The sequence below is a fragment of the Pseudomonas sp. NPDC088885 genome (genome assembly GCF_044750025.1).
In the GTDB taxonomy this organism is placed as follows: Bacteria; Pseudomonadota; Gammaproteobacteria; order Pseudomonadales; family Pseudomonadaceae; genus Aquipseudomonas; species Aquipseudomonas rustica.
This window is the reverse complement of the sequence record NZ_JBIVJB010000037.1, coordinates 15,425-36,162: the sequence shown is the minus strand read 5'-3', so window position 1 is coordinate 36,162 and position 20,738 is coordinate 15,425. Positions and strand designations below refer to the sequence as shown.

The 20,738-nt window shown below is 58.2% G+C and carries 19 protein-coding genes and 1 pseudogene; 7 read left to right on the top strand and 13 right to left on the bottom strand.

Annotated elements, in window-relative coordinates; genetic code table 11:
* Window positions 1-62: 62 nt before the first annotated feature.
* Window positions 63-173, bottom strand: a pseudogene (locus ACIP1X_RS16370) (transcriptional regulator); the annotation flags it as partial.
* Between the two features lie 472 nt (window positions 174-645).
* On the opposite strand from ACIP1X_RS16370, the gene ACIP1X_RS16365 reads away from it, so the two are divergent.
* Window positions 646-927, top strand: coding sequence for a DUF3077 domain-containing protein (locus ACIP1X_RS16365; protein WP_400753569.1), 282 nt, complete (start codon window positions 646-648; stop codon window positions 925-927).
* Window positions 928-970: 43 nt separating this feature from the next.
* On the opposite strand, the gene ACIP1X_RS16360 is transcribed toward ACIP1X_RS16365, so the two are convergent.
* Window positions 971-1,636, bottom strand: a complete 666-nt coding sequence (locus ACIP1X_RS16360) for an RES family NAD+ phosphorylase (RefSeq protein ID WP_400753580.1) — start codon at window positions 1,634-1,636, stop codon at window positions 971-973.
* An 11-nt stretch (window positions 1,637-1,647) separates the two neighbouring features.
* The gene (locus ACIP1X_RS16355; protein ID WP_400753566.1) at window positions 1,648-2,055 is read right to left on the bottom strand and encodes an antitoxin Xre-like helix-turn-helix domain-containing protein; all 408 of its coding nucleotides are present in this window, start codon (window positions 2,053-2,055) and stop codon (window positions 1,648-1,650) included.
* Window positions 2,056-2,914: 859 nt separating this feature from the next.
* On the opposite strand from ACIP1X_RS16355, the gene ACIP1X_RS16350 reads away from it, so the two are divergent.
* A complete protein-coding gene (locus tag ACIP1X_RS16350; RefSeq protein WP_053116561.1) occupies window positions 2,915-3,841 on the top strand; it encodes a LysR family transcriptional regulator in 927 nt (308 codons plus the stop codon).
* Here ACIP1X_RS16350 and ACIP1X_RS16345 read toward each other — a convergent pair.
* From ACIP1X_RS16345 to ACIP1X_RS16325, 5 genes are all read right to left on the bottom strand, one after another.
* Entirely contained in the window at window positions 3,758-4,075 is a 318-nt protein-coding gene (locus ACIP1X_RS16345; RefSeq protein ID WP_053116560.1) for an AzlD domain-containing protein, read from the bottom strand. The genes ACIP1X_RS16350 and ACIP1X_RS16345 overlap by 84 nt on opposite strands.
* A complete protein-coding gene (locus tag ACIP1X_RS16340) occupies window positions 4,054-4,770 on the bottom strand; it encodes an AzlC family ABC transporter permease (protein WP_400753564.1) in 717 nt (238 codons plus the stop codon). Before ACIP1X_RS16340 ends, ACIP1X_RS16345 begins: the two co-directional genes overlap by 22 nt.
* The gene (locus ACIP1X_RS16335; protein WP_053116558.1) at window positions 4,767-5,144 is read right to left on the bottom strand and encodes a GNAT family N-acetyltransferase; all 378 of its coding nucleotides are present in this window, start codon (window positions 5,142-5,144) and stop codon (window positions 4,767-4,769) included. Before ACIP1X_RS16335 ends, ACIP1X_RS16340 begins: the two co-directional genes overlap by 4 nt.
* Before the next feature lie 79 nt (window positions 5,145-5,223).
* Window positions 5,224-5,970, bottom strand: coding sequence for a 2OG-Fe dioxygenase family protein (locus ACIP1X_RS16330; protein WP_400753561.1), 747 nt, complete (start codon window positions 5,968-5,970; stop codon window positions 5,224-5,226).
* A 231-nt stretch (window positions 5,971-6,201) separates the two neighbouring features.
* Window positions 6,202-7,488: an OprD family porin gene (locus ACIP1X_RS16325; RefSeq protein WP_053116556.1), complete on the bottom strand. Its 1,287-nt coding sequence runs from the start codon at window positions 7,486-7,488 to the stop codon at window positions 6,202-6,204.
* A gap of 508 nt (window positions 7,489-7,996) precedes the next feature.
* Here ACIP1X_RS16325 and ACIP1X_RS16320 point away from each other — a divergent pair.
* Window positions 7,997-10,093: a TonB-dependent receptor gene (locus ACIP1X_RS16320; RefSeq protein ID WP_400753559.1), complete on the top strand. Its 2,097-nt coding sequence runs from the start codon at window positions 7,997-7,999 to the stop codon at window positions 10,091-10,093.
* 97 nt (window positions 10,094-10,190) lie between these two features.
* Here ACIP1X_RS16320 and ACIP1X_RS16315 read toward each other — a convergent pair whose 3' ends face one another.
* The 5 genes from ACIP1X_RS16315 to ACIP1X_RS16295 all read right to left on the bottom strand — a co-directional run bounded on the left by ACIP1X_RS16315 (window position 10,191) and on the right by ACIP1X_RS16295 (window position 16,333).
* On the bottom strand, window positions 10,191-10,400 hold the full coding sequence (locus tag ACIP1X_RS16315; protein ID WP_400753558.1) for a hypothetical protein: 210 nt from the start codon (window positions 10,398-10,400) through the stop codon (window positions 10,191-10,193).
* Window positions 10,401-10,664: 264 nt separating this feature from the next.
* Entirely contained in the window at window positions 10,665-10,877 is a 213-nt protein-coding gene (locus tag ACIP1X_RS16310) for a hypothetical protein (RefSeq protein WP_053116553.1), read from the bottom strand.
* 247 nt (window positions 10,878-11,124) lie between these two features.
* On the bottom strand, window positions 11,125-12,231 hold the full coding sequence (gene aguA, locus ACIP1X_RS16305) for an agmatine deiminase (RefSeq protein WP_400753555.1): 1,107 nt from the start codon (window positions 12,229-12,231) through the stop codon (window positions 11,125-11,127).
* A gap of 5 nt (window positions 12,232-12,236) precedes the next feature.
* Window positions 12,237-13,115, bottom strand: coding sequence for an N-carbamoylputrescine amidase (gene aguB / locus ACIP1X_RS16300; protein WP_400753552.1), 879 nt, complete (start codon window positions 13,113-13,115; stop codon window positions 12,237-12,239).
* Window positions 13,116-13,420: 305 nt separating this feature from the next.
* Window positions 13,421-16,333 carry an aminotransferase gene (locus ACIP1X_RS16295; RefSeq protein ID WP_400753550.1) on the bottom strand — a complete coding sequence of 971 codons (2,913 nt, stop codon included), beginning with the start codon at window positions 16,331-16,333 and terminating at the stop codon, window positions 13,421-13,423.
* Window positions 16,334-16,504: 171 nt separating this feature from the next.
* Between ACIP1X_RS16295 and rfbC the strand changes: the two genes are divergently transcribed.
* The 4 genes from rfbC to ACIP1X_RS16275 are packed head-to-tail and all read left to right on the top strand — an operon-like array spanning window position 16,505 to window position 20,734.
* Window positions 16,505-17,050, top strand: a complete 546-nt coding sequence (rfbC, locus tag ACIP1X_RS16290; protein WP_400753547.1) for a dTDP-4-dehydrorhamnose 3,5-epimerase — start codon at window positions 16,505-16,507, stop codon at window positions 17,048-17,050.
* A gap of 41 nt (window positions 17,051-17,091) precedes the next feature.
* The gene (locus ACIP1X_RS16285) at window positions 17,092-18,900 is read left to right on the top strand and encodes an ATP-binding protein (RefSeq protein WP_159812021.1); all 1,809 of its coding nucleotides are present in this window, start codon (window positions 17,092-17,094) and stop codon (window positions 18,898-18,900) included.
* Window positions 18,897-20,282 (top strand): sigma-54-dependent transcriptional regulator, encoded by a 1,386-nt coding sequence (locus ACIP1X_RS16280; protein ID WP_400753545.1) that lies wholly within the window; start codon window positions 18,897-18,899, stop codon window positions 20,280-20,282. Before ACIP1X_RS16285 ends, ACIP1X_RS16280 begins: the two co-directional genes overlap by 4 nt.
* The gene (locus ACIP1X_RS16275; RefSeq protein ID WP_400753544.1) at window positions 20,279-20,734 is read left to right on the top strand and encodes a YiiD C-terminal domain-containing protein; all 456 of its coding nucleotides are present in this window, start codon (window positions 20,279-20,281) and stop codon (window positions 20,732-20,734) included. Before ACIP1X_RS16280 ends, ACIP1X_RS16275 begins: the two co-directional genes overlap by 4 nt.
* Window positions 20,735-20,738: the final 4 nt, after the last annotated feature.

Genomic DNA, 20,738 nt, shown 5'->3' with positions numbered 1-20,738 from the left:
CTGGCGGGCTCGATAGAAATCAGGTTTCCCAATCCAATATCGCTTGATCATCCGATGCTTGGTTCCTCCACCGCAGAGAGCGTCACTTGAGTCACGCGTGCAGCCTTTCCAGCCCTCATCTGACGTACAGATTCCAGCAAGTCCTGCTGGAATTGCTGCAGTTCATCGACCATCGCTGATCTCCTCGTTCTGTTGTTGAATAAAGGTCAAATGCAAGTCGCGACTGAGAATACTTGGCGCGAAATCCTGAGAAATCTGCTGTAACGAGAAGGAAGGCAAGCCACTACTGGCCACGATTGCGCGCCTGCTGCTCCCCAAGCTACCGTCAAACCCGTCGCTGCCAATTCAGCGACCGGGCCTGAGAACCCGCGTAAGATGCAGGCGCACCAGCGCCCCAACTCACGATTGCTGACGCTTTTTTTAGTGTCAGCGTTCACGTGCAATGGCGGCTGTGCGTGGGAGACCTTCGGGTCTGCCGGGTTCCTGTATCTCCGGTTTATCAGCCCGCGCATAGCTGCCACCCATTCGTCTGATAACGAATCGGCAGCTCTCATTTGATACAGGGAGTTCACAAATGAAAGCCATTGATCCGTCAGTAACCCCGGTCACTTCACGCCGCCCTTCTCGAACTGCAGGTGAAGCGAAATGACCCATTCTCAAGATCTGAAAACACTCGGCCTCACCCACTTTTCATTTCAATCCAATCAAGCGATGTTCCGCACCAACCGTGGTGTGCCGGTAATCGCCGCGCTTTCCCACGCATCCCATTTGCTTTACATCTCACGTTTGCTCACTGCGGACACTTCAATCTCGCGAGACCCTGATCTTCACGCTTATGCCTCGCAATATCTGCAGGAGTTAAGCAAAGCGCTGATCGATGATGTAGTGAAAGTGATGGATGCGCCGTCGGACAAGCCGTTGATGTAAACACCGGTGTAAGGCCCTCGCTGATGCGAGGGCTTTTTGCGTTTCAGACCTGACTGATCTCAAGCACAAACGAAATCTTCTGCTGACTCGCACTCCACACATAGCGCAAATGCTTGCCCTGCTTCGGAATCGATACCGCTGGCGGCCGAAACGCGGCGACGCATTCATGGCCCGGCGATCGAACGCTGTTATAGAGCAGTCCCCATGACTCGGTTTCGCGCAGTTGCCGGGCGAAAACCTGAGACGGCCCATAAGCCTCAGGATCCGGATTGTGCAGTTCGGGATGATCGTGACGAATGTCGTGTAACGGTTTAACCACCCGATTGACGTAAGTGCGCATGGTCAACTCAAGATCCGCTTCCTGGGTCGCCGCCAGAAATCGCTCCTGGTGATAACAGGTCTCGGCGATGGCAGCCGCCTGACTGCTTGCGGCGTAGTAAACGCCGAAGGTGCCGTCGCAGAAACGGCTGCGTTTGCCGATATGAGTAAACGCAGCCATCACCGGAGTCGATCCGGGGCCGGAGAGTCGATCTTCGGGACGCACTCGGGCGAGAACCCCGGCCTGCTCTATCAATCGATCATTGGTCAGCGCCTCAATCGCGTAGGCAATTTCCAGGTCTTCGGGATCGAGCACATCTTCAAACAGCGCAATCGGCGGGAAGCTGCTGTTGACGATCCGGTAGGCTCGCGGCCACGGCACATCAACCAAATCGGGCGCCTTCAACCGCGCACCCCATCGAGGTAGCGGCGCACATCGGCGATATCGACCACGCGTCCGGCCAGCATGTAATCCAGCGCCGTTTGCCCATTGAACGGCGCCGCCGTGTTAGGGCTGCTGACCCACGTGTAAGCGCGCTCGCGGCTGTTGCTGAAGATGATGCTCAACGCCTTGTGAATACCCATCAGGTAGGAGATGCGCTCAAGGGTGTCGTTAGGCAGACGTATGTTCGGCAGATGTTTGTATTTGTAAAACGTGGTGTTACCAACGCCGCCGAGTAATGTGCGTTGCTGCTCAGCGCTGCAGCCCCAGCACTCCATGAGGTTGAAGAAGAACTTCAACGCGACGCGACCGGCTTCGGGGGCGTCGAGTTGTTCGCGTGGGGTGAAGGCTTGGGATGAGGTAGTCATTGCGCCTCTCCTGATTTGTCTTGCTTTGATACTAGTACAGATATGAACCAAACTATAAATGTGATTCGCAAGCGTAGAAACAATGACCTGGCTTCTAATTGACAGTTTTACTCGCGATGCCGAGAATCGGCCCAAGAGCGCGAAACCGACTGCCATCAGGTGGCGTTAGTCGGCGTTAGGAACCCCACTGATGACCTGAAGATCAGCGTCCGGGTGAGACCTCTTTCCCTATCTGGGGAGCAAAAAAAGACCGACAGCGATGTCGGTTTTTTATTGCCTGGATTATTTGAGCACTCCGTCGGCTGACTCGAATCGCTGCAAAATAGTTAGTGCTTCCAACATCGCTTGAGCAGTCTTCTCCGAAGGGATTCGTGCAACGGAAGGCCGCTCTCGAATCTCCATAACCTGGTACTGCCGGGTGCCATTTGGGCAGTCCAGATCAACCGCTTCTTGTGATGCACTCACTTCGCTTACCTCATTCAGATCCGCAGCCACATAGGCTTGATGCCTTCCCACTGCTACTTCATCTGCTTTGACGAGTCACCGCAATCAGCTCCATCGCAATTTCGCTTAAGACGCATCCACGTATTTCGCAGGCCAAAACCACTAACGTTGTCAGCCTTTTCCCACTGAAAAATCACTGCCTTGCACCAAAACCAAGCACTTTTTTTGACCCCCATCACCCCCCTCCCCCCAAAAACCCCGATCCTGTGTCAGCCTCCAGCCATCGGCGGGGACATCAATTCGCTACTAAACCCGCGACAACTATGCTCAGGTACAGGAATATACCCAGCATATGGCCGCCGAACCGGCAGTCTCGTAAACAACAATACCCAGCCCACTTTAGAGGGCATTACCCATGGATAGCAGAACCTTACGCAACCTGATGCGCATCGTGCAGACCGGCTCTTTGTCGGCCGCAGCCGAGCATTCGTGCCTGACTGTGCAGGCGTTGGCCGCGCAGTTGAACAAGGTCGAAGAGCAGTTCGGTTTCCGCTTGTTTCGTCGTTCCAACAAAGGGCTGACGCTGACGCCGCAAGGCACTGAGCTGACGCCGTATATGGACAAAGTGCTGATTGCCACGCGACAGATGGAAGAAAAGGTCGAGGCGCTGAAGGTGCCGGGCCAGCGGACGTTGAAGGTTGCGTTGAACAACACGTTGTCGACTGACTTCAACCGGCGAATGATCGGGCGCCTGATCGAGGTGTTTCCCGATTATCAGATGGAATTCAGCTACGCCGAGTCGATGGAAAATCTCAGCAAGCTGAAGAACGAAGACTTTGATCTTGCGGTGCTGATCGGCCCGCAGCGTCCGGGTTTGCCGAGCATTGTCTTGCCCGAAGTGCAGGTGCAGGTGGTCGGCGCGCATTGCGGGCAGGAGAACGATCCGCTGACGTTACTGGGCAACAAGTTTCAGGTACGTCCTGCAGAAGATTGTCCTTATTCCCACAGCTTTTTGCGTTTTCTCGACGCCGGGCTGGGCAATCACGAGAACGGTCAGCGCATGGTCTATTCATGCAGCGAGACGCTGACGTTGTCGTTGATCACGCAGATGGACGCGGTCGGCATGGTCTCGCGTGAAGCTGCGCAGAAAAACGGCCTGACGATTTTCCCGGGGTTCGAGGACTTCCTCGAAGTGCGCCTGGCGGTGAACAACTCGGAGTTGTCGCGCCAGGCACTCAGCGATGTTGTCGATCTGCCGTTACATGAACGAGCCGAGCGCAATGTACGCAGCCGTCCCAACCGCCACACTGAGAAAGAGGTTTTTGCTGAAATACGCACATAACAACGTCGGAATCGCGGCATAGAATTCCGGGCGATCGAGCTGTATGTGCTGATCCTTGATCAACAAGGGAGTCAGGCTGATCGCAGCGACGATCGCCACCGGCAAGTATTCCAGCGCCCGCGCGACAAACGGCGGCCAGTGCTCGGTGTTGATTTGCAGCGGCAAGGCGCGCGGCAGGAAGGTCACGGCCATCATCAGCACCACTACCAGAATCAGGAACGTTTGGTCAGGCATACACCCACTCCGCAGCCCACAAACGTGGCGATAAACACATTAAACGGCGAGCCGCCGACCAGGCTCAGGGCGCCCATGCAGATCACCGCAGCCGCAGCGGCGATCAGTTTGTTGCGCGTGTTGCACAGCGACACCAGCACGTAGAGCATCATCGCCGTCAGTGCGTAGTCGAGCTGATATTTGATCAGGTGCGCCGCGTACTGGGCACACACCGCGCCGAGCAATCCGCCGAGCACCCACGAGGTGTGGCAGAACAGGTTGAAGCCGATCAGATAGCGCACGTTAACCGGCGCGCCGGTGCCGAGTTTCACACTGTGGAAGGCGAAGGATTCATCAGTCAGGCCGCCGGCGTAAGCCCAACGCTCCATGCGGCTCAAACCGAGCGCGCGCAGGGCTTTGGCCATGTACACCGACATCAACATGTGCCGCGCGTTGATCAAAAAAGTGGTCAGCACAATGGTGGTCAGCGACGCGCCGCTGGAGATCAGCGCCAGCGCGGCGAATTGCGAAGCGCCGGCATAGACGAACAGGCACATCGCCACCGGCAGCCACATCGGCAACCCGGCGTTGACGGCCATCAGCCCGAACACAAACGACACCGTGAAGTAGCCGGCGACCACCGGGCTGGCTTCGGCAAATGTGCGCGATGGCTGATGGGTGACCATCAGCGGCGCACTGCCGGACCGTTCATTCATAGATCCCTCTCAAATGTCCGTTCGCCGTGGGGCTCGCAAAAACCCTGGGCAGTCCAAAAACGCTTGCCCGCGAGGTTAGCATCGTCGACGAACAGAAACATCCGCAACACGCCGACACGCTTCATGTCGGACGACGCCGCTTCAACCAGACGCTGACCGACACCCTGGCTGCGATAGCGCGGGCTGACGGCCAGATGATTGATGGTGCCGCGACTGCCGAGCATGCCGCCAAGCACCGCGCCGACGATTTCGCCGGCGACGTCGAAGGCGAGATACGACGTGGTGGTTTTCTGAATCAGCACGCCGCGCAGGCATTTGGCGTCCTGCCATTCGCAGAAAGACACTTCGTCGAACTGGCGGAAGAAGCGCTCCATGCGCTGCGCATCCTTGGCCGTGGCGCGTCGCAGCACCACAGGCGTCGAGCACTCGACGCCATCGATTGGGGTGATCTGATTAGCGAACAATGTCGAAAGCGGTCCCGGGCCGCGAGAAAGAAATCGCCAGAATCTGCCGATACGCCATGGCATGGGTGTGGCTGTTGCGCGCCGGGGTCACGTAGTGGCGCATGTCGCGGTCGAGGAAATAAGTGGTGTCGAGAATTTCCTTGTAAGTGGTCGACGCCAGTTGATGCTCGTGGATGTCGTACAGACGACTCTCGGCACCCTCGACGTTGTTGCGGCCCCAGAAGTGCACACCGCTGAACGGGTAACCGTCGCAGTGAATCCCTTCCGGAGTGATTTCCAGTTGTTTGCCGGGTTTGATCTCGATACGGATCTGATGGATCTGGCACTGCCAGATTTCATCGTGCAGCTCTTCCGGCAACACGCTTTTGTACACTTCGAAATCGGTGTCGATCAGGCTGCGCATTACCGGCGAAGAAATCACTTCATCGGAGAAGTCCTGGAAGTGCCGCACCAGGCCGCCGACGTAGGCATTGTTCTCTTTGGACTGCACGTAGGCGCGATGCTCAAGTTGCGTCAGCTCGCGGGTTTTCGGGTTGTACTCGAAGTCACTGTAACGGCGGTAACGCATGCCGGCTTCGGCCTGACCGTAGTAGCTGTCAGGCTCCATGTTTTCCCAACTTTTGGTCAGTCTGACGAAGTCGGCAAAATGACCGTAGAGATTGAAGTCACCACCCTGGACGTTGACAAATTTGTCGCGCCGTAGCGATTCGCCCACTTCTCTGTTCAAAACGATCATTACCCAATTCTCCACTGCGTTGAGCGGCCTAATCTATTAGGTGGAGAATTTGCGTCCATGAGAAAGAATTTCAGGCATTTAAAGCCCTGTTTGAAACGAAGTTTGAAGCGACTTAAAAACTACTTTTACATGACAAAAACATGGTTTTTTTCTGGTTTTCATCGAAAAACCGTCGAAAAAAAGCCCCGAGCGAATCGGGGCTTTTTTCAAGTTTTTACACTTAAACGATCATCAGAAGATGTTGATCGGGTAGTCGACGAACACACGCAGTTCGTTGCCGCTGACGTTGTACTCGCTGGACTTCTGCGACACGCGCAGGATCGAGCTGCGCAGTTTCACGCTCAGGTCTTTGGCCGGGCCACTTTGCACGACGTACTTGAACTGGTTGAAGATCTCGCGCTCGGTGCCGCCTTCGCTGGTCGAGGTGGTGATGTTGTCGCCACGTACGTAAGCAACGTTGTAGCTCAGACCCGGCACGCCGAAAGCGCTGAAGTCGAGGCCGTAGCCCAACTGCCAGCTGCGTTCGTCTTCAGCGTTGAAGTCAGACCAGTAGGAGTTGGCCAGGTAGATGGTGTTGCCACCGTCGCCGACACGACCCTGATCTTTCTGATAGCCGCCGTAGGCGTAGCCCAGGTTGCTGTCTCCAGTGGAACGCTGGTGCGCCACGGTGAACGAGTGCGGGCCGGTGACGAAAGTCGCGGCCAGACTCCAGATCTTGTTGTCGTCGCCGGTTGCACCGCTTTCGCGGACGTAGGAATTGTCCAGCTTGGTGCGGTAGCCGTTGAAATCGAGGGTCAGCGATTGATCCTTGTCGATCGGGAACACGTAGTTGGCGTTCACGTATTGCTTCTTCAGCACGTCTTCGACGTCGGAAGCGTACAGCGCCGCTTTGAACTGTTCGGTGAACTGGTAGCTACCGCCCAATACGTTGATCGATTTCAGACCACCGCTGTCACGGCCTTCCGCGCTCTTGCGCGATTCGGCGGTGAAACGACCAGCGTTAAGCTCCAGGCCTTTGATCTCTTTGGAAGTGATCAAAGTACCGGTGTAGCTTTCCGGCAGCAGACGCGAGTTGTCGTAGTTCAGCACCGGCAGGGCCGGCATTTGGTCACCGTACGTCAGGGTGGTGCTGGACAGACGGAATTTGACCGCTGCGCCGCCCTTGGACAGGTCGTCGGCCGGAGCACCGCTGGCGCCCTTCTTGAAGAAGTCGATACCGCCGGCGCCGCTGCGATCTTCGCTGCGTTCCAGGTTCAGTGCGTACAGACCGAAAGCGTCGACACCGACACCGATGGTGCCTTGAGTGAAGCCAGACGAGAACGTACCGATGGCCGCTTGGCCCCACTCGGATTTGTCGTCGTTGCCGTCTTTGTAGTCACGATTGATGTAAGCGTTGCGCAGCAGCACTTTGAGGCTGCTGTCTTCTTGAAAACCCTTGGACTCGGCCTGGTCGTTAGCCATGGCCTGTGTGGCGCTCAACATCCCCAGAGCGATCAGGCTGATTCGCTTGTTCAACATTTTATTTTCCTTATTACGGGTTGAAACGCGCTGTGTCGAACGGCTGAAACGGCGCTTTTGCACTCTTTTTTCATCCCGAAACAAAAAGGCCCGCCCACGACCAAGTCGTGGCGGGCCTTTTTATTATTTTGAGTCATGGCGGTTGGCCACAGGCGTTGGGCCGAATCGTAGCCGCGCCCGGAACAATGTGTCAATTTCAAGAATCGTCTTTAAATAGGCGAAATTCGTCTAAGAAACGTAAATTTTGCGATAGCGGGTTGCAAGGAATCGGTGACAACCAGTGATTTTGACGTCGCGCAGAGGAAGATTTTTCAACGGCTTATCGCGTCCATGATTGCCCTCACGAGTTGGTTTATTTCGCTCAACTAGCGCGTTGTACGGGCTGAGACACAATCCGAAACAATCCAGCAGCGGAACTTCCCAGGAATAATTAACGAAAGTAAATAGCAAGCATTATCATCCGCGTCCTACATGCTACAGCCTAAAAATCCTACGGATGTTTTCTTCAATGCCTGCCCCTTTTCGCCTGACGTCCTACAGCTTTGGCCTTTCTGCCCTGCTGTCTGCCGGTTTTTCCTACGCTGCTCCTACAACACTGCCTGAAACATCGATCAGCGCTGCCGAAGCCGAAGACGATGATCCACGCGTAAAGGTCAGCAACACCGCGACTCGCACCTCGACGCCGGTGCGCTACGTGCCGCAGGCCATCGATTCGATCAAGACCGCCAATGTGGCGAACTACGGCACCAACGACATTGGCGATGCGTTGAGCGGCATTCCCAACGTCAGCAGCGGCGCCGACACACGTTTCGACAGCCTGCGCATCCGGGGTTTCGATGCGAGCAACGACTTTTATCTGGACGGCATCCGCGACGACAGCCAGTACAAGCGCGACATGCACAACATCGAACGCGTCGAAGTGCTCAAGGGCCCGGCCGCTGTGTTGTATGGCCGTGGCAGCCAGGGCGGCATCGTCAACCGCGTGAGCAAAATGCCGGAATTCGGCCGCCGCTCAACGATTGAAGCCCAAGGCAGCAGCGAAGATTTGCGCAGTCTTTACGCCGACCTCAGCGCCGATCCGAGCGAGAACATCAGCCTGCGCCTGAACATGGGCAACATGGACGAAAACAGCTTCCGCGATGGCGTCAGTGGCAACCGCCAGTTGTTCGCGCCGTCGATGAACTGGCAACTGAGCCCGGATCTCAACTGGCTGGTGCAGTACGAATACAGCCGCTACAACCGCACGCCGGATCGCGGCATTCCGGGGGTCAACGGTCGTCCGGCCGATGTCGGGCGCGACACCACTTATGGCAACGAACACGATTTCATCGACGACAAAACCCAGTCGTTGCGCTCCAAGCTCACTTACGAAATCAACGAAAACTGGCAACTGCGCCAGACCCTCGGCGTGTTCAAACTCGACAGTGATTTCGACAACACCTACCTCACCGGTTATGTCCCGGCGACCAACAAGGTCACGCGTCAGCACTGGCAGCAGGATCTGACCACCCGCAACATCTACAACAACATTGAGCTGGAAGGCGGTTTCGACACCTTTGGTCTGGAGCATCGTCTGCTGACCGGGATCGAGACCGGCAGTCAACGCCGCGACCCGAAGCTGTACAACGCGGCGACCACGGGCCCCGGCAGCTCGCCAGTGCCGGCGCTGGATCTGTACAACCCCAATCGCGATTTGCGCCACACCGGGCGCATGCAGGTATCCAGCGACACTCACACCGAAGTCGAAAGCCGTGCCCTGTACGTGCAGGATCAATTGCGCCTGAACGATCAATGGCAAGTGCTCGCCGGTTTGCGTTACGACACCTTCGACATCGAGTCGACCAACCAGTTGAAAAACATCAGCGAAGACCGCGACAGCCACAGCACCAGCCCGCGCGTGGGTCTGGTCTGGACGCCGCTGCACAATCACTCGTTCTACGCCTCATGGACTAAAACCTTTTCGCCAGTGGGCGGCGGTCTGATCGGCATCACCCCGGGTGCAGCGGGCAACTCCAATGACCTGAGCCCGGAGCTGACCAAGCAGAAAGAAATCGGCGTGAAGAGCGACTGGCTCGATGATCGCCTGAGCACCACGCTGGCGATCTACGACCTTGAGCTCTACAACCGCCGCACTGCAGATCCAAACGATCCGACCGTAACCGTGCTCACCGGCGTGCAACGTTCACGCGGGATTGAACTGACCGGCACCGGCAAAATCGCCGGCAACTGGTACGTGCGCGGCGGGGTCGGCGTGCAGGACGCGACGATCGAGAAGGACAACAACGGTCTGGAAGGCAAACGCATCAACAACGTCGCCAAGCATAACGGCAGCTTGTTCCTGACCTGGAAACCGGAGATGGGCTGGTATGGCGAAACCGGGCTGACGCTGGTTGGCCAGCGCTATGCCGATAACCTCAATACAACCGTGTTGCCGGGTTATGGACGTTGGGATGCGCTGGTGGGTTACCGGATGGAAGATTGGGATTTGCGCGGGGCGCTGAACAATATTACTGATCGCGAGTATTACGCGTCGGCGACCAGTGCTGCGCAGATTCAGCCGGGGGCGCCGCGAAGTGTTGTGATGACGGGGACGTATTCATTCTGATCATTCGCGGACTCGCAAACCGACTCCTACAAAGTGGCGCGATCTTTTTTGAAGATCGTGCCCACTCTTGGGAACGAAGTACCGCTAGTCGGGACTGTCAGATTTTACAGGTGTAAAAAGAAGCGCCCAGGCAGTAAAAAGTAACAACTTCAATAAAACATGCTGGGGGTGAGGTCATGCCAAACACAGTGAACAGTTCAAACGGATTCGGTGGGTGGAACTCGCCGATATCAGATGGCGCATTTCCACTGCCTTTGAAAATCAGCGGATTCGCTATAGACCCTGATCGCAGGGCCATCATCGTCATTCAACTTTACCGTAACGAAGATAGCGAGATCCCCTACCTTGATTTTAGAGAGGAGTTCACCTCGTCGGAGGGTAACCGTAAGATTTTCGACTTTTCTGTCAACAGTATTAAACCGGGCCCCAACAGTATTCTAGGTAGAGTTCTCTTTGTTACGTGGGATGACCTTCCACGCATAAATTTCTACGTCCTCACACCAGCCGAAGAAAAAGCATAAAAAAAGCGCCGCCATCCCGGCAGCGCTTTCACCCATCCCTGTTGTTCTTCTTATCCTTCCAGCACATCCCACAACGCTTCCAGTTCGTCCTCGCTGAACAGGTCAGCGGGGTAGCGCTCGATCATCATCCGGCGCGGATCAGGAACCCTGATCTGACGCGTTCCATTGGATTTCAACCAGTGCGCAACGCGGTGGAGCGATTCGCCGTTAACGGCCATGGGATGCAAAGTCCGCTCGCTGATTACGTTCACTTCGGCGTTCATTTCAGCGCTCTCTCCCCGTTCGTGAGCGGCTACGTTATCCAAGGTTTATGACAGAACGATTGACGTTCTTTTCCCCCTCCCTAGTGCCCCCTGACGAATACAAGAGCTATGCCAATGTTTCGCATTTGTCGACAAGTGGATACAAAAAAGCCCGCCGTCCTTTCGGGCTGCGGGCCTCTGTTCATACATAGCGAGCTAAGCATTGTCCGGCTGATTTGGTAATCAACTCAAGCTGTTACGACTCAACTCACTCTTTGTGCGGCGCGGGTTGCTGTTGGGTAAGGCAGTGGATGTTGCCGCCGCCGAGTAACAGTTCGCGGCCCGGCACCATGACCACTTCGTGCTGCGGGAACAGGTTCTGCAGAATTTCCAGGGCCGGCGCATCCATTGGATCGTCGAAGCTCGGCGCGATGATGCCGCCATTGACGATCAGGAAGTTCACGTAAGAACCGGCCAGACGCACCGACGGATTACGCTCCTGCGTGCCGTCGACCGGATCGACGCCGGCGCACTCTTCTTCGGTCGCGTACAGCGGCCCCGGAATCGGCATTTTGTGCACCGTGAATGGGCGGCCCTTGGCGTCAGTGCTGCTTTGCAGGACTTTCATCGCAGCCTGGCAGCGCGGGTAGTTCGGATCCTGCGGATCATCCGTCCACGCCAGCAGCACTTCGCCCGGACGCACGTAGCAGCAGAAGTTATCCACATGGCCGTCGGTTTCGTCGTTGAACAAACCGTCCGGCAGCCAGATGATTTTATCCACAGCAAGATTGGCGCTGAGCACCGCTTCGATTTCTTCGCGACCCAAATGCGGGTTGCGATTGCGGTTCAGCAGGCATTCTTCGGTGGTGATCAGCGTGCCTTCGCCGTCGACGTGAATCGAACCGCCTTCGAGCACAAAACCTTCAGTGCGATAGCGTGGGCTGCGTTCGATCTCGAGGATCTTGCCGCCGACCTGCGAGTCGCGATTCCACGGCGAATACAGACCGCCGTCGAAACCGCCCCAAGCGTTGAAGTCCCAGTTCACACCGCGTACTTCGCCGTTGTTATTGATGACGAAGGTCGGGCCGCTGTCGCGTACCCAGGCGTCATCGCTGGACATCTCGACCACGCGGATATTCGGCACGGCGAGGCGTGCACGGGCGTTTTCGTATTGACCGGCGGACACGGCCACGGTTACTGGTTCAAAACGCGCAATGGCTTTGGCCACCGCTGCGTGCGCGGCTTGCGCCGGTTTGCCACCCAGACGCCAGTTGTCCGGGCGCTCGGGCCAGATCATCCAGGTCTGCGTTTGCGGCGCCCACTCGGCCGGCATGTGAAAGCCGTCGGCGCGCGGGGTACTTTTCAATGTGGTCATCGGGATCAGGACTCCAGGGAACCGTCGAGGGTTTTCAACGCGCCGTACAGGTTCGGACGGCGGTCACGGAATGAACCCCACGCGCTGCGAATGTGTTCGAGCTCGTCGAGGTTGAAAGTGTGCACAAGAATACCTTCTTCGGTTTTATTCAGCTCCTGCACTTTTTCGCCGAACTGGTTGGCGATGAACGACGAGCCGTAGAACGTGATGTCGTAGCCGTCCTGTTCTTCGTTGCCGATGCGGTTGCTGGCGATCAGCGGCATCAAGTTAGCGCCGGCATGGCCCTGTTGCACGCGCTGCCAGTGGTCGCGCGACGAGATGCTCTTGTCGTGCGGCTCGCTGCCGATCGCGGTTGGGTAAAACAGAATTTCCGCCCCTTGCAGCGCCATGCTGCGCGCGGCTTCCGGGAACCACTGATCCCAGCAGATGCCCACGCCGATTTTTGCGTAACGCGTATTCCACACTTTGAAACCAGTGTCGCCTGGGTTGAAGTAATACTTCTCGTGATAGCCCGGGCCGTCCGGAATGTGGCTTTTACGATAAATCCCGAGGTTGCTGCCGTCGGCGTCGATGATCGCGATGCTATTGAAACGCGCGCGGCCGGCCAGCTCGTAGAAGCTGATCGGCAGCACCACTTGCAGCTCTTTAGCGATTTTCTGGAAATGTTTGATCGCGACGTTTTCTTCCACCGTCGTTGCCAGTTGCAGATAGTCCGGGTTCGGCTTCTGGCAGAAGTACGGCGCCTCGAACAGCTCCTGAATCAGGATGATCTGCGCGCCTTTGGCGGCGGCTTCGCGTACCAGCCTTTCAGCGATTTCGAGGTTGGCTTCCAGATCCCACGAACACGCCATCTGAGTGGCGGCAACGGTAACGATACGGCTCATGAATCATCTCCGGGCAAGTGCTTTGACGGTCGACCATTCGACCGAAAAGAAAACGCGCGCACCGGACAGCGAGACGCCATGCCGGAGCAATGGCGACTTTATAGCCGATAAATATCGGCTTTAGAAGCGACTAAAATGCATTTCGTCTAATTCAACGCATTAAAGACCGATACAAATCGAACTAACACCCTAAAAACAAATGTGGGAGCGGGCTTGCTCGCGAAAGCGGTGGGTCAGTCACTGAATTGGGTGGCTGATCCACCGCTTTCGCGAGCAAGCCCGCTCCCACGGGGGAATTGCAGCGTTTACAGGCCTTCGGTGAGGACTTGGTCGAGCATGTCGACGAAGAAGTCGACACTGCGACGCGACGTCACCATCGGTGGTTTGATCTTGAGAATATTCAGATCATCCCCGGTCGGCTGCATGAAAATCCCCAACTCACGTAGACGATCACACAGCAGCGCGGTCTCTTCGGTCGCCGCTTCCAGCGTCTCGCGGTTACGGATCAGCTCAAGCCCCAGATAAAACCCGGAACCGTGCACCGCCCCCACCAGCGGATGTTTATCGATCAACGCTTCGAGCCGCGCCTTGAAGTGGCCACCGACCACCTGCGCGTTCTCCCAGAGTTTTTCTTCTTCCATGACATCGAGCACCGCCATGCCGATCTGGCAACTGACCGGACTGCCGCCCGCCGACGAGAAGAAATAACCTTCGGCCTCCAGCGCCTCGGCAATCTCCCGGCGAGTAATCACTGCACCGAGTGGCTGGCCGTTGCCCATGCCTTTGGCCATGGTGATGATGTCCGGCACCACGCCCTGCTCTTCAACGCCCCAGAAAAATTTACCCATACGCCCATAACCGACCTGCACTTCGTCGGCGATGCACACCCCGCCCTGCGCGCGCACCAAGGCATAAACCTGTTTCAGATAACCCGGCGGCAGCGAGATGCCGCCGGCATTGCCGTACACCGGTTCGCAGATAAACCCGGCCAATTGGCGCTTCTGCTCGGCGAGTTTTTCCAGGTGATGCTCAACGCTGCGCACATAATCCGGTGCCGAATCGACGCCACGGAATTCACCGCGATACATGTTTGGCGCAGGCACCGGATGCACCCAGTCCGGGCGGCTTTCCAGGGCTTTCGGGTTGTCGGCAATCGACGTCGACACCGCGTCGGCGCCGACTGTCCAGCCGTGATAAGCCTCAAGTACGCTGATCATGTCGCGACCGCAGCTGTAAGCCCACGCCAGACGGATCGCCAAATCATTGGCCTCACTGCCGCTGTTGACCAAAAACACCCGATCCATGCCTTCCGGTGCCAGTTTCAGCAAGCGCTCGGAAAACTCGGCGACTGCCGCATAGTTGAAACGCGAGTTGGTATTGAGCAGCGACCACTGACGCGCCGCGACGGCGGCCATGCGCGGATGGCCGTGGCCGAGCACCGCAACGTTGTTGAGCATGTCCAGATAGGAGCGGCCCTGCATGTCGATCAGGTGATTGCGCCAGCCACGTTCGATGCGCGGCGGGTCGACGTAGTAGTGTTTTTGCGTGCGGGCGAAACTGGCATCGCGGCGTTCAAGCAGGGTTTTGCCATCCAGCTCCGGCTCGGCATCGCAGGCCAGCCCCAGCAGCGCGGCTGGCGACGGACACAATGCCTGCCAGGCCGCCGCGTGGGTTGGCGTGCAGAACAGCGGTGCTTCCAGCTGCGCGCCACGGCAAAGCTGAACCAACAGCGGGCCACTGACCGAGCCCAGCACCTGACCTTTGACCAGCGCCGCGCCGCTGTGCACCGAAGGCGTCACGCCCCACAAACGTACGCTGAGTTGCGGGCCATCGAGGCGCAACGCGCCATCCGCCGCTTGATGTAGCACGCCGGCAAACGGTGCTTCGACGGCAGTGCCGTTGGGCACGCGTAATTCGACGTGCAGCGGGAAGGTGTCTGGTTCGTCCGCACTGTCAGGGCGCGTGCGCGACAAACGATACTGACCATAACGGCTCGCCGCCAAACCATGCGCCGCAGCGGCTTCGGTCAGCAGGCGCTGATCGATACCTTCCTGCTCCCAGTTGCCCGCCTCGAAATGCGCGCTCAAGACGCCAAGATCGATCAAGGCAAATTCGCGCCCGACCAGGTTCGGCAACAACGGCGCAAAACCTTCGCTATTGATCGCCGGTAAGGAATGACCAACCGCCGTCAAGATCGCCGCTTCCATCAACGCCAGCGGCACCGCGGTCGCCACGCGGAAAATTTCCCACTCGTGGGTGAGGTTGTCGCGGCTGTAGGTATTGGCCGGATCGATACTGACCTGCTGCTCGCCACTTAATACCAGCACCGCCGCCCGCGCAACGATCAGCGGCCACAGCGCCTGCAATTCTTCGTGCTGCAACAGGTTGACCGCGTGATAGGCCTGCACCGCCGGCAGAATCACAAACGGATCGCCGCCGGCGTGATGCAGCAATGCAGCGCAGGTCACCGACAAATCGGTGATGCGCCAGGTGCGCACCAGATCGCCGAAATCGATGACGCCCTGCAATTGCCAATGGCGCCGCGCATCGCGCTGCCACACCGCGTTGTCGTCGGTGATATCCATGTGAATCGCTTGCACCGGCAGCTTCTCGAGCAGCGGCTGCAAGCGGCGCTCAGCCTGTTCGGCTGCGTCAGCGATCAATGCGCGTTGATGCTCATCCTTGATCACCGGCAGCAAATGGCTGACCAACGCGCTGGCGTGGCGCGCATCCCACTGCAACGTGCGCTCAAGGCCCGGATGATCAAAACCGGCCAGCGCCAGATCCATCTCACCGCAGAGCCGACCAAACCCGGCCACGACTTCTTTGCCCAAATGGTCGAGATCGGTCAGCGGCTGGCCTTCGATGTAATCGAGCAAGCGCACGTGCACCGATTCGCCAGCGGATTCCAAGGTCAACAAATCCTGACCATTGTTGGCGACGATAACGCTGGGCACCCTGACTGCGGAATGTTCAGCGAGGTATTTGAGGCCGGCGTGCTGGGCTTGCAGCTCCACCAGCGAATAGTCGCCACGGCAGATTTTCAACACAAACCGGCCGCGCTCACTGTCGACCCGGAAGTTGAGATCCTGCTGGCTGCCCAAGACTTTTAATCGGCCACTGATCCCGTAATGTTCCGCGAGCCATTGCAGGGCTTGCGCCTCAGAAACCTGAGGGCTAGGCAAACTGGCGCGGTGAAACAACGTGGCAAGTGGCATGCAAAAAACCCCTGAAATTTTATTAGGCGCCTATATCGCCATTGCTGCAGAGGATGCGCAAGCCCCTCCTGTTGTTACAGCGTTTCTCGGCAATTTCCACTGCAACACTCGCGCCCCTCGATACTTTGCGCAAGAATGTCGACCATTCACACCCATCACTGGAAAATTCACATGAATGTCATCACCACCGATCTGCCCGGTGTTCTGATCATCGAACCCAAGGTTTTCGGTGACGAGCGCGGCTTCTTCTACGAGAGCTTCAATGCGAAGGCGTTCCAGGACGCAACCGGTCTGGACACACAATTTGTCCAGGATAACCACTCGCGCTCGCAGAAAGGCGTACTTCGGGGTCTGCATTACCAACTGGAAAACACCCAAGGCAAACTGGTTCGCGTCACCGTCGGTGAAGTGCTGGACGTAGCCGTGGATATTCGTCGCAGTTCGCCACATTTCGGTAAGTCTGTGGCAGTGCGTCTTTCTGCTGAAAATCATCGCCAACTGTGGGTACCCGAAGGTTTCGCCCATGGTTTCGTGGTGCTGAGCGAGTTCGCCGAATTCCTGTACAAAACCACCAACTACTATGACCCAACGTCCGAGCGCAGCATTCGCTGGGATGATCCTGCTCTGGGCATCGACTGGCAGTTGGACGAAGCGCCGAAGCTGTCCGCCAAGGATCAGGCTGCCGCGTTGCTCAAGGACGCTGACGTCTTCGCCTGAGCCTAGGCATAATGCGCCTGTTCCCCACAGGCGCATTCGGCATGAAACCAACCCTTCCCCGCAGACCCCGCTGGCGCAGCCTCGCGTTGCTGGCGCTGTGTCTGGCGCCGCTGTTGTGGCCGCTGGAACATCTTGCCGAGCGGTATTACCGCAGTGAACTGGCCGGCCAGAACCGTCAGACCCTCGACCTCTACGTCGCCAACCTGTTGGGCACCCTGCACCGCTACGAAGTGTTGCCGCAGATCCTCGGTGATCTGCCCGCGCTGCGCTCTGTCCTCGGCGCGCCCGATGATGGCGTCACCCAAGGCAACGCCAATCGCCTGCTGAAAAATATCGCCGCGCAAACCGGCGCCGAGGTCATGTACCTGATGGACACCAGCGGGCAGACGCTGGCGGCCTCCAACTGGGATAAGCACGACAGTTTTGTCGGCCGTAATTTCTCCTTCCGTCCGTATTTCAGTGAAGCGATGGCCGGGCGTCTGGGGCGCTTTTTCGGGCTCGGCACCACGTCAGCCAAACGCGGTTACTTCTTCGCCGCCGCCGTGCGCAACGGCGAGAAAATCATCGGCGTACTGGTAATCAAGGTCGATCTCGATCACACCGAAAGTCTTTGGGGCAAAACTCCGGAACAGCTGCTGGTGACTGACCATAACGGCGTGGTCATTCTCACCTCGCGCCCGGAATGGCGTTTCCGCTCGACCCGCGAGTTGAGCGAAGCTGAACGCTCTGCGATCACAGCGATCCAGCCTTATCCAACCCGCGAGCCTCGACCGCTGAATCTCAGCCCCACTGCCTGGCTGATCCAGACCCACGACATCGCCGAAACCGGCTGGAGTGTCAGCATTCTTGCCCCGCGCACGCTGATCGATCGCCCCGTGCGCACGGTCGTAGCCATCGGTGGCGCCACGTTGCTGGTGGTGATGTTGCTGCTCGGTTTGATGATGCAGCGTCGCCGTCATTATCTGGAACGCATCGCTTTCGAAGCCAAGGCGCGCCGCGAACTCGAAGGTCGCGTCGCCGAACGTACCAGCGACCTCGAAGGCCTCAACCGGCGCCTGAAACAGGAAGTGCTGGAGCGCGAACAGGCGCAGCAGGAACTGGTGCGCGCGCAGGACGATCTGGTGCAGGCCGGCAAACTGTCGGCGCTGGGGACGATGTCGGCGAGCATCAGTCACGAACTCAATCAGCCGCTGGCCGCGATCCGCAGTTACGCAGAAAACGCCGAGGTGTTGCTCGATCATCAGCGCACCGACGACGCGCGCGGCAACCTCAAACTGATCAGCGAACTGACCGGGCGTATGGCCTCGATCATCGCCCACCTGCGCGCCTTCGCCCGCCGCGATCGTCATGCTCCGGAAAGCGTTGCCCTGCAACCGGCGCTGGACGATGCCTTGGCACTGCTGGCCAAACGTCGGCGCAGCATGGAAGTCGAGCTGATCCGCGATTTGCCCGCCGCCACGTTATGGGTCGAAGCCGGGGAAACTCGTCTGCGCCAAGTACTCGGCAATCTATTGGCCAACGCCCTCGACGCGCTCACCGAAAAAGGCCCGCCGCGCAAATTGTGGCTGAGTGCCGAATCCACCGCCGAGGGCGTCAATCTGTACATTCGCGACAACGGCCCGGGCTTTTGCATGGAAGCCCTCGGCCGCGCCAGCGAGCCGTTCTATACCACCAAGACCCGCACGCAGGGGCTAGGTCTGGGTTTGGCCATTTGCGAAACCCTGATGCGCGCCTTCGGCGGTGAACTGTCGTTCGCCAACCACAAGCAAGGCGGCGCCTTGATCACCCTGCGGCTGCGCGCCGGTGCGCCCGGGGTCAGCCTGCAACCGTCCGAGGATCGAAGTGCATGACCATCGACAATCGCATTCAGGTGGTGTTGATCGACGACGATCCGCACCTGCGTCAAGCCCTCGGCCAGACTCTGGATCTGGCCGGCCTGAAAATCCTGCCGCTGTCCGAAGCCAAAGGCCTCGCCGCACAGCTTGAGCGTGACTGGCCCGGCGTGGTGGTCAGCGACATCCGCATGCCGGGCATGGATGGACTGGAACTGCTCAGCGAACTGCACGCGCAGGATCCTGAGCTGCCGGTGCTGTTGATCACCGGCCACGGCGATGTGCCGCTGGCGGTGCAAGCGATGCGCGCCGGCGCTTACGACTTTCTCGAAAAACCTTTCGCCAGCGATGCGCTGCTCGACAGCGTGCGCCGCGCGTTAGCCCTGCGCCGACTGGTGCTGGACAACCGCAGCCTGCGTCTGGCCCTCAGCGATCGCAATGAGTTGAGCGCGCGACTGGTCGGCCAATCGGCACCGATGCTGCGCCTGCGTGAGCAGATTGGCGCACTGGCGGCGACCAAGGCTGACGTGCTGATCCTCGGTGAAACCGGCGCCGGCAAAGAGGTCGTCGCCCGCGCGCTGCATGACTTGTCGAGCCGACGCAACGGGCCGTTTGTGGCGATCAACGCCGGCGCATTGGCCGAGTCCGTGGTCGAAAGCGAACTGTTCGGCCACGAACCGGGCGCCTTCACTGGCGCGCAAAAACGCCGGATCGGCAAGTTCGAATTCGCCAATGGTGGCACGCTGTTTCTCGATGAAATCGAAAGCATGAGCATGGACGTGCAGGTGAAATTGCTGCGCATGCTCCAGGAGCGTGTGGTCGAGCGACTCGGTGGCAATCAGTTGATCCCGCTGGACATCCGGGTTATCGCTGCGACCAAGGAAGACTTGCGTCAGGCGGCTGATCAGGGGCGTTTCCGCGCCGACTTGTACTACCGCCTCAACGTCGCACCGCTGCGCATTCCGCCGCTGCGCGAACGTGGCGAAGATGCGCTGATGCTGTTCCAGCATTACGCCGACGAAGCCAGTGCCCGCCACGGTTTGCCGCCGCATGAATTGCAACCGGCACAACGTGCTTTGCTGCTGCGCCACACCTGGCCGGGCAACGTGCGTGAACTGCAAAACGCCGCAGAACGCTTTGCCCTCGGTCTGGAACTGGCGCTGGATAACAGTGCTGTTGAAGGTGTCGACGGTGTGACTGTTGCAGTTGTCGAAGGCGGGCTAAGCGAACAAGTGGAACACTTCGAAAAATCGCTGATTGCCGCCGAACTGACGCGCTCGCACAGCTCGGTGCGCAGCCTCGCCGAAGCACTGGGCGTTCCGCGCAAGACCCTGCACGACAAACTGCGCAAGCACGGTCTGAATTTTGGTGACAGCAGTCACGGGGATGAAAACGAATGAGCACAGACAGTCGTTATCTGGAGTCGGTGCTTCATCACGACATTCCGCTGACCCGCGACATGGGCCTGCGGGTGCTCGACTGGCGCGAGCAGCAATTGAGCTTGTATTTGCCGCTCGATCCCAACGTCAACCACAAGAGCACCATGTTCGGCGGCAGCCTCTATTGCGGTGCGGTGCTGGCGGGTTGGGGCTGGTTGCATTTGCGTTTGAAGGAAGAAGGGATCACCGATGGGCACATCGTGATTCAGGAAGGGCAGATCAGTTATCCGCTGCCGGTGACGGGGGATGCCACGGCGATTTGCCCGGCGCCTGATGCGCGGGTGTGGAAGAAGTTTTTGGCGATGTATCAGCGGTATGGGCGGGCGCGGTTGGTGTTGCAGACGCGGATCGTCAATGTCGGGAGTGAAGTCGATGCGGTGACGTTTAGCGGGCAATACGTGTTGCACCGCTGACGAT

Coding starts and splice junctions, on each gene's coding strand:
- ACIP1X_RS16365 (WP_400753569.1), top strand. CDS start 646: ATGACCCATTCTCAAGATCTGAAAACACTCGGCCTCACCCACTTTTCA.
- ACIP1X_RS16355 (WP_400753566.1), bottom strand. CDS start 2,055: ATGACTACCTCATCCCAAGCCTTCACCCCACGCGAACAACTCGACGCC.
- ACIP1X_RS16350 (WP_053116561.1), top strand. CDS start 2,915: ATGGATAGCAGAACCTTACGCAACCTGATGCGCATCGTGCAGACCGGC.
- ACIP1X_RS16345 (WP_053116560.1), bottom strand. CDS start 4,075: ATGCCTGACCAAACGTTCCTGATTCTGGTAGTGGTGCTGATGATGGCC.
- ACIP1X_RS16340 (WP_400753564.1), bottom strand. CDS start 4,770: ATGAATGAACGGTCCGGCAGTGCGCCGCTGATGGTCACCCATCAGCCA.
- ACIP1X_RS16335 (WP_053116558.1), bottom strand. CDS start 5,144: ATGGAGCGCTTCTTCCGCCAGTTCGACGAAGTGTCTTTCTGCGAATGG.
- ACIP1X_RS16330 (WP_400753561.1), bottom strand. CDS start 5,970: ATGATCGTTTTGAACAGAGAAGTGGGCGAATCGCTACGGCGCGACAAA.
- ACIP1X_RS16325 (WP_053116556.1), bottom strand. CDS start 7,488: ATGTTGAACAAGCGAATCAGCCTGATCGCTCTGGGGATGTTGAGCGCC.
- ACIP1X_RS16320 (WP_400753559.1), top strand. CDS start 7,997: ATGCCTGCCCCTTTTCGCCTGACGTCCTACAGCTTTGGCCTTTCTGCC.
- ACIP1X_RS16315 (WP_400753558.1), bottom strand. CDS start 10,400: ATGACGATGATGGCCCTGCGATCAGGGTCTATAGCGAATCCGCTGATT.
- ACIP1X_RS16310 (WP_053116553.1), bottom strand. CDS start 10,877: ATGAACGCCGAAGTGAACGTAATCAGCGAGCGGACTTTGCATCCCATG.
- aguA (WP_400753555.1), bottom strand. CDS start 12,231: ATGACCACATTGAAAAGTACCCCGCGCGCCGACGGCTTTCACATGCCG.
- aguB (WP_400753552.1), bottom strand. CDS start 13,115: ATGAGCCGTATCGTTACCGTTGCCGCCACTCAGATGGCGTGTTCGTGG.
- ACIP1X_RS16295 (WP_400753550.1), bottom strand. CDS start 16,333: ATGCCACTTGCCACGTTGTTTCACCGCGCCAGTTTGCCTAGCCCTCAG.
- rfbC (WP_400753547.1), top strand. CDS start 16,505: ATGAATGTCATCACCACCGATCTGCCCGGTGTTCTGATCATCGAACCC.
- ACIP1X_RS16285 (WP_159812021.1), top strand. CDS start 17,092: ATGAAACCAACCCTTCCCCGCAGACCCCGCTGGCGCAGCCTCGCGTTG.
- ACIP1X_RS16280 (WP_400753545.1), top strand. CDS start 18,897: ATGACCATCGACAATCGCATTCAGGTGGTGTTGATCGACGACGATCCG.
- ACIP1X_RS16275 (WP_400753544.1), top strand. CDS start 20,279: ATGAGCACAGACAGTCGTTATCTGGAGTCGGTGCTTCATCACGACATT.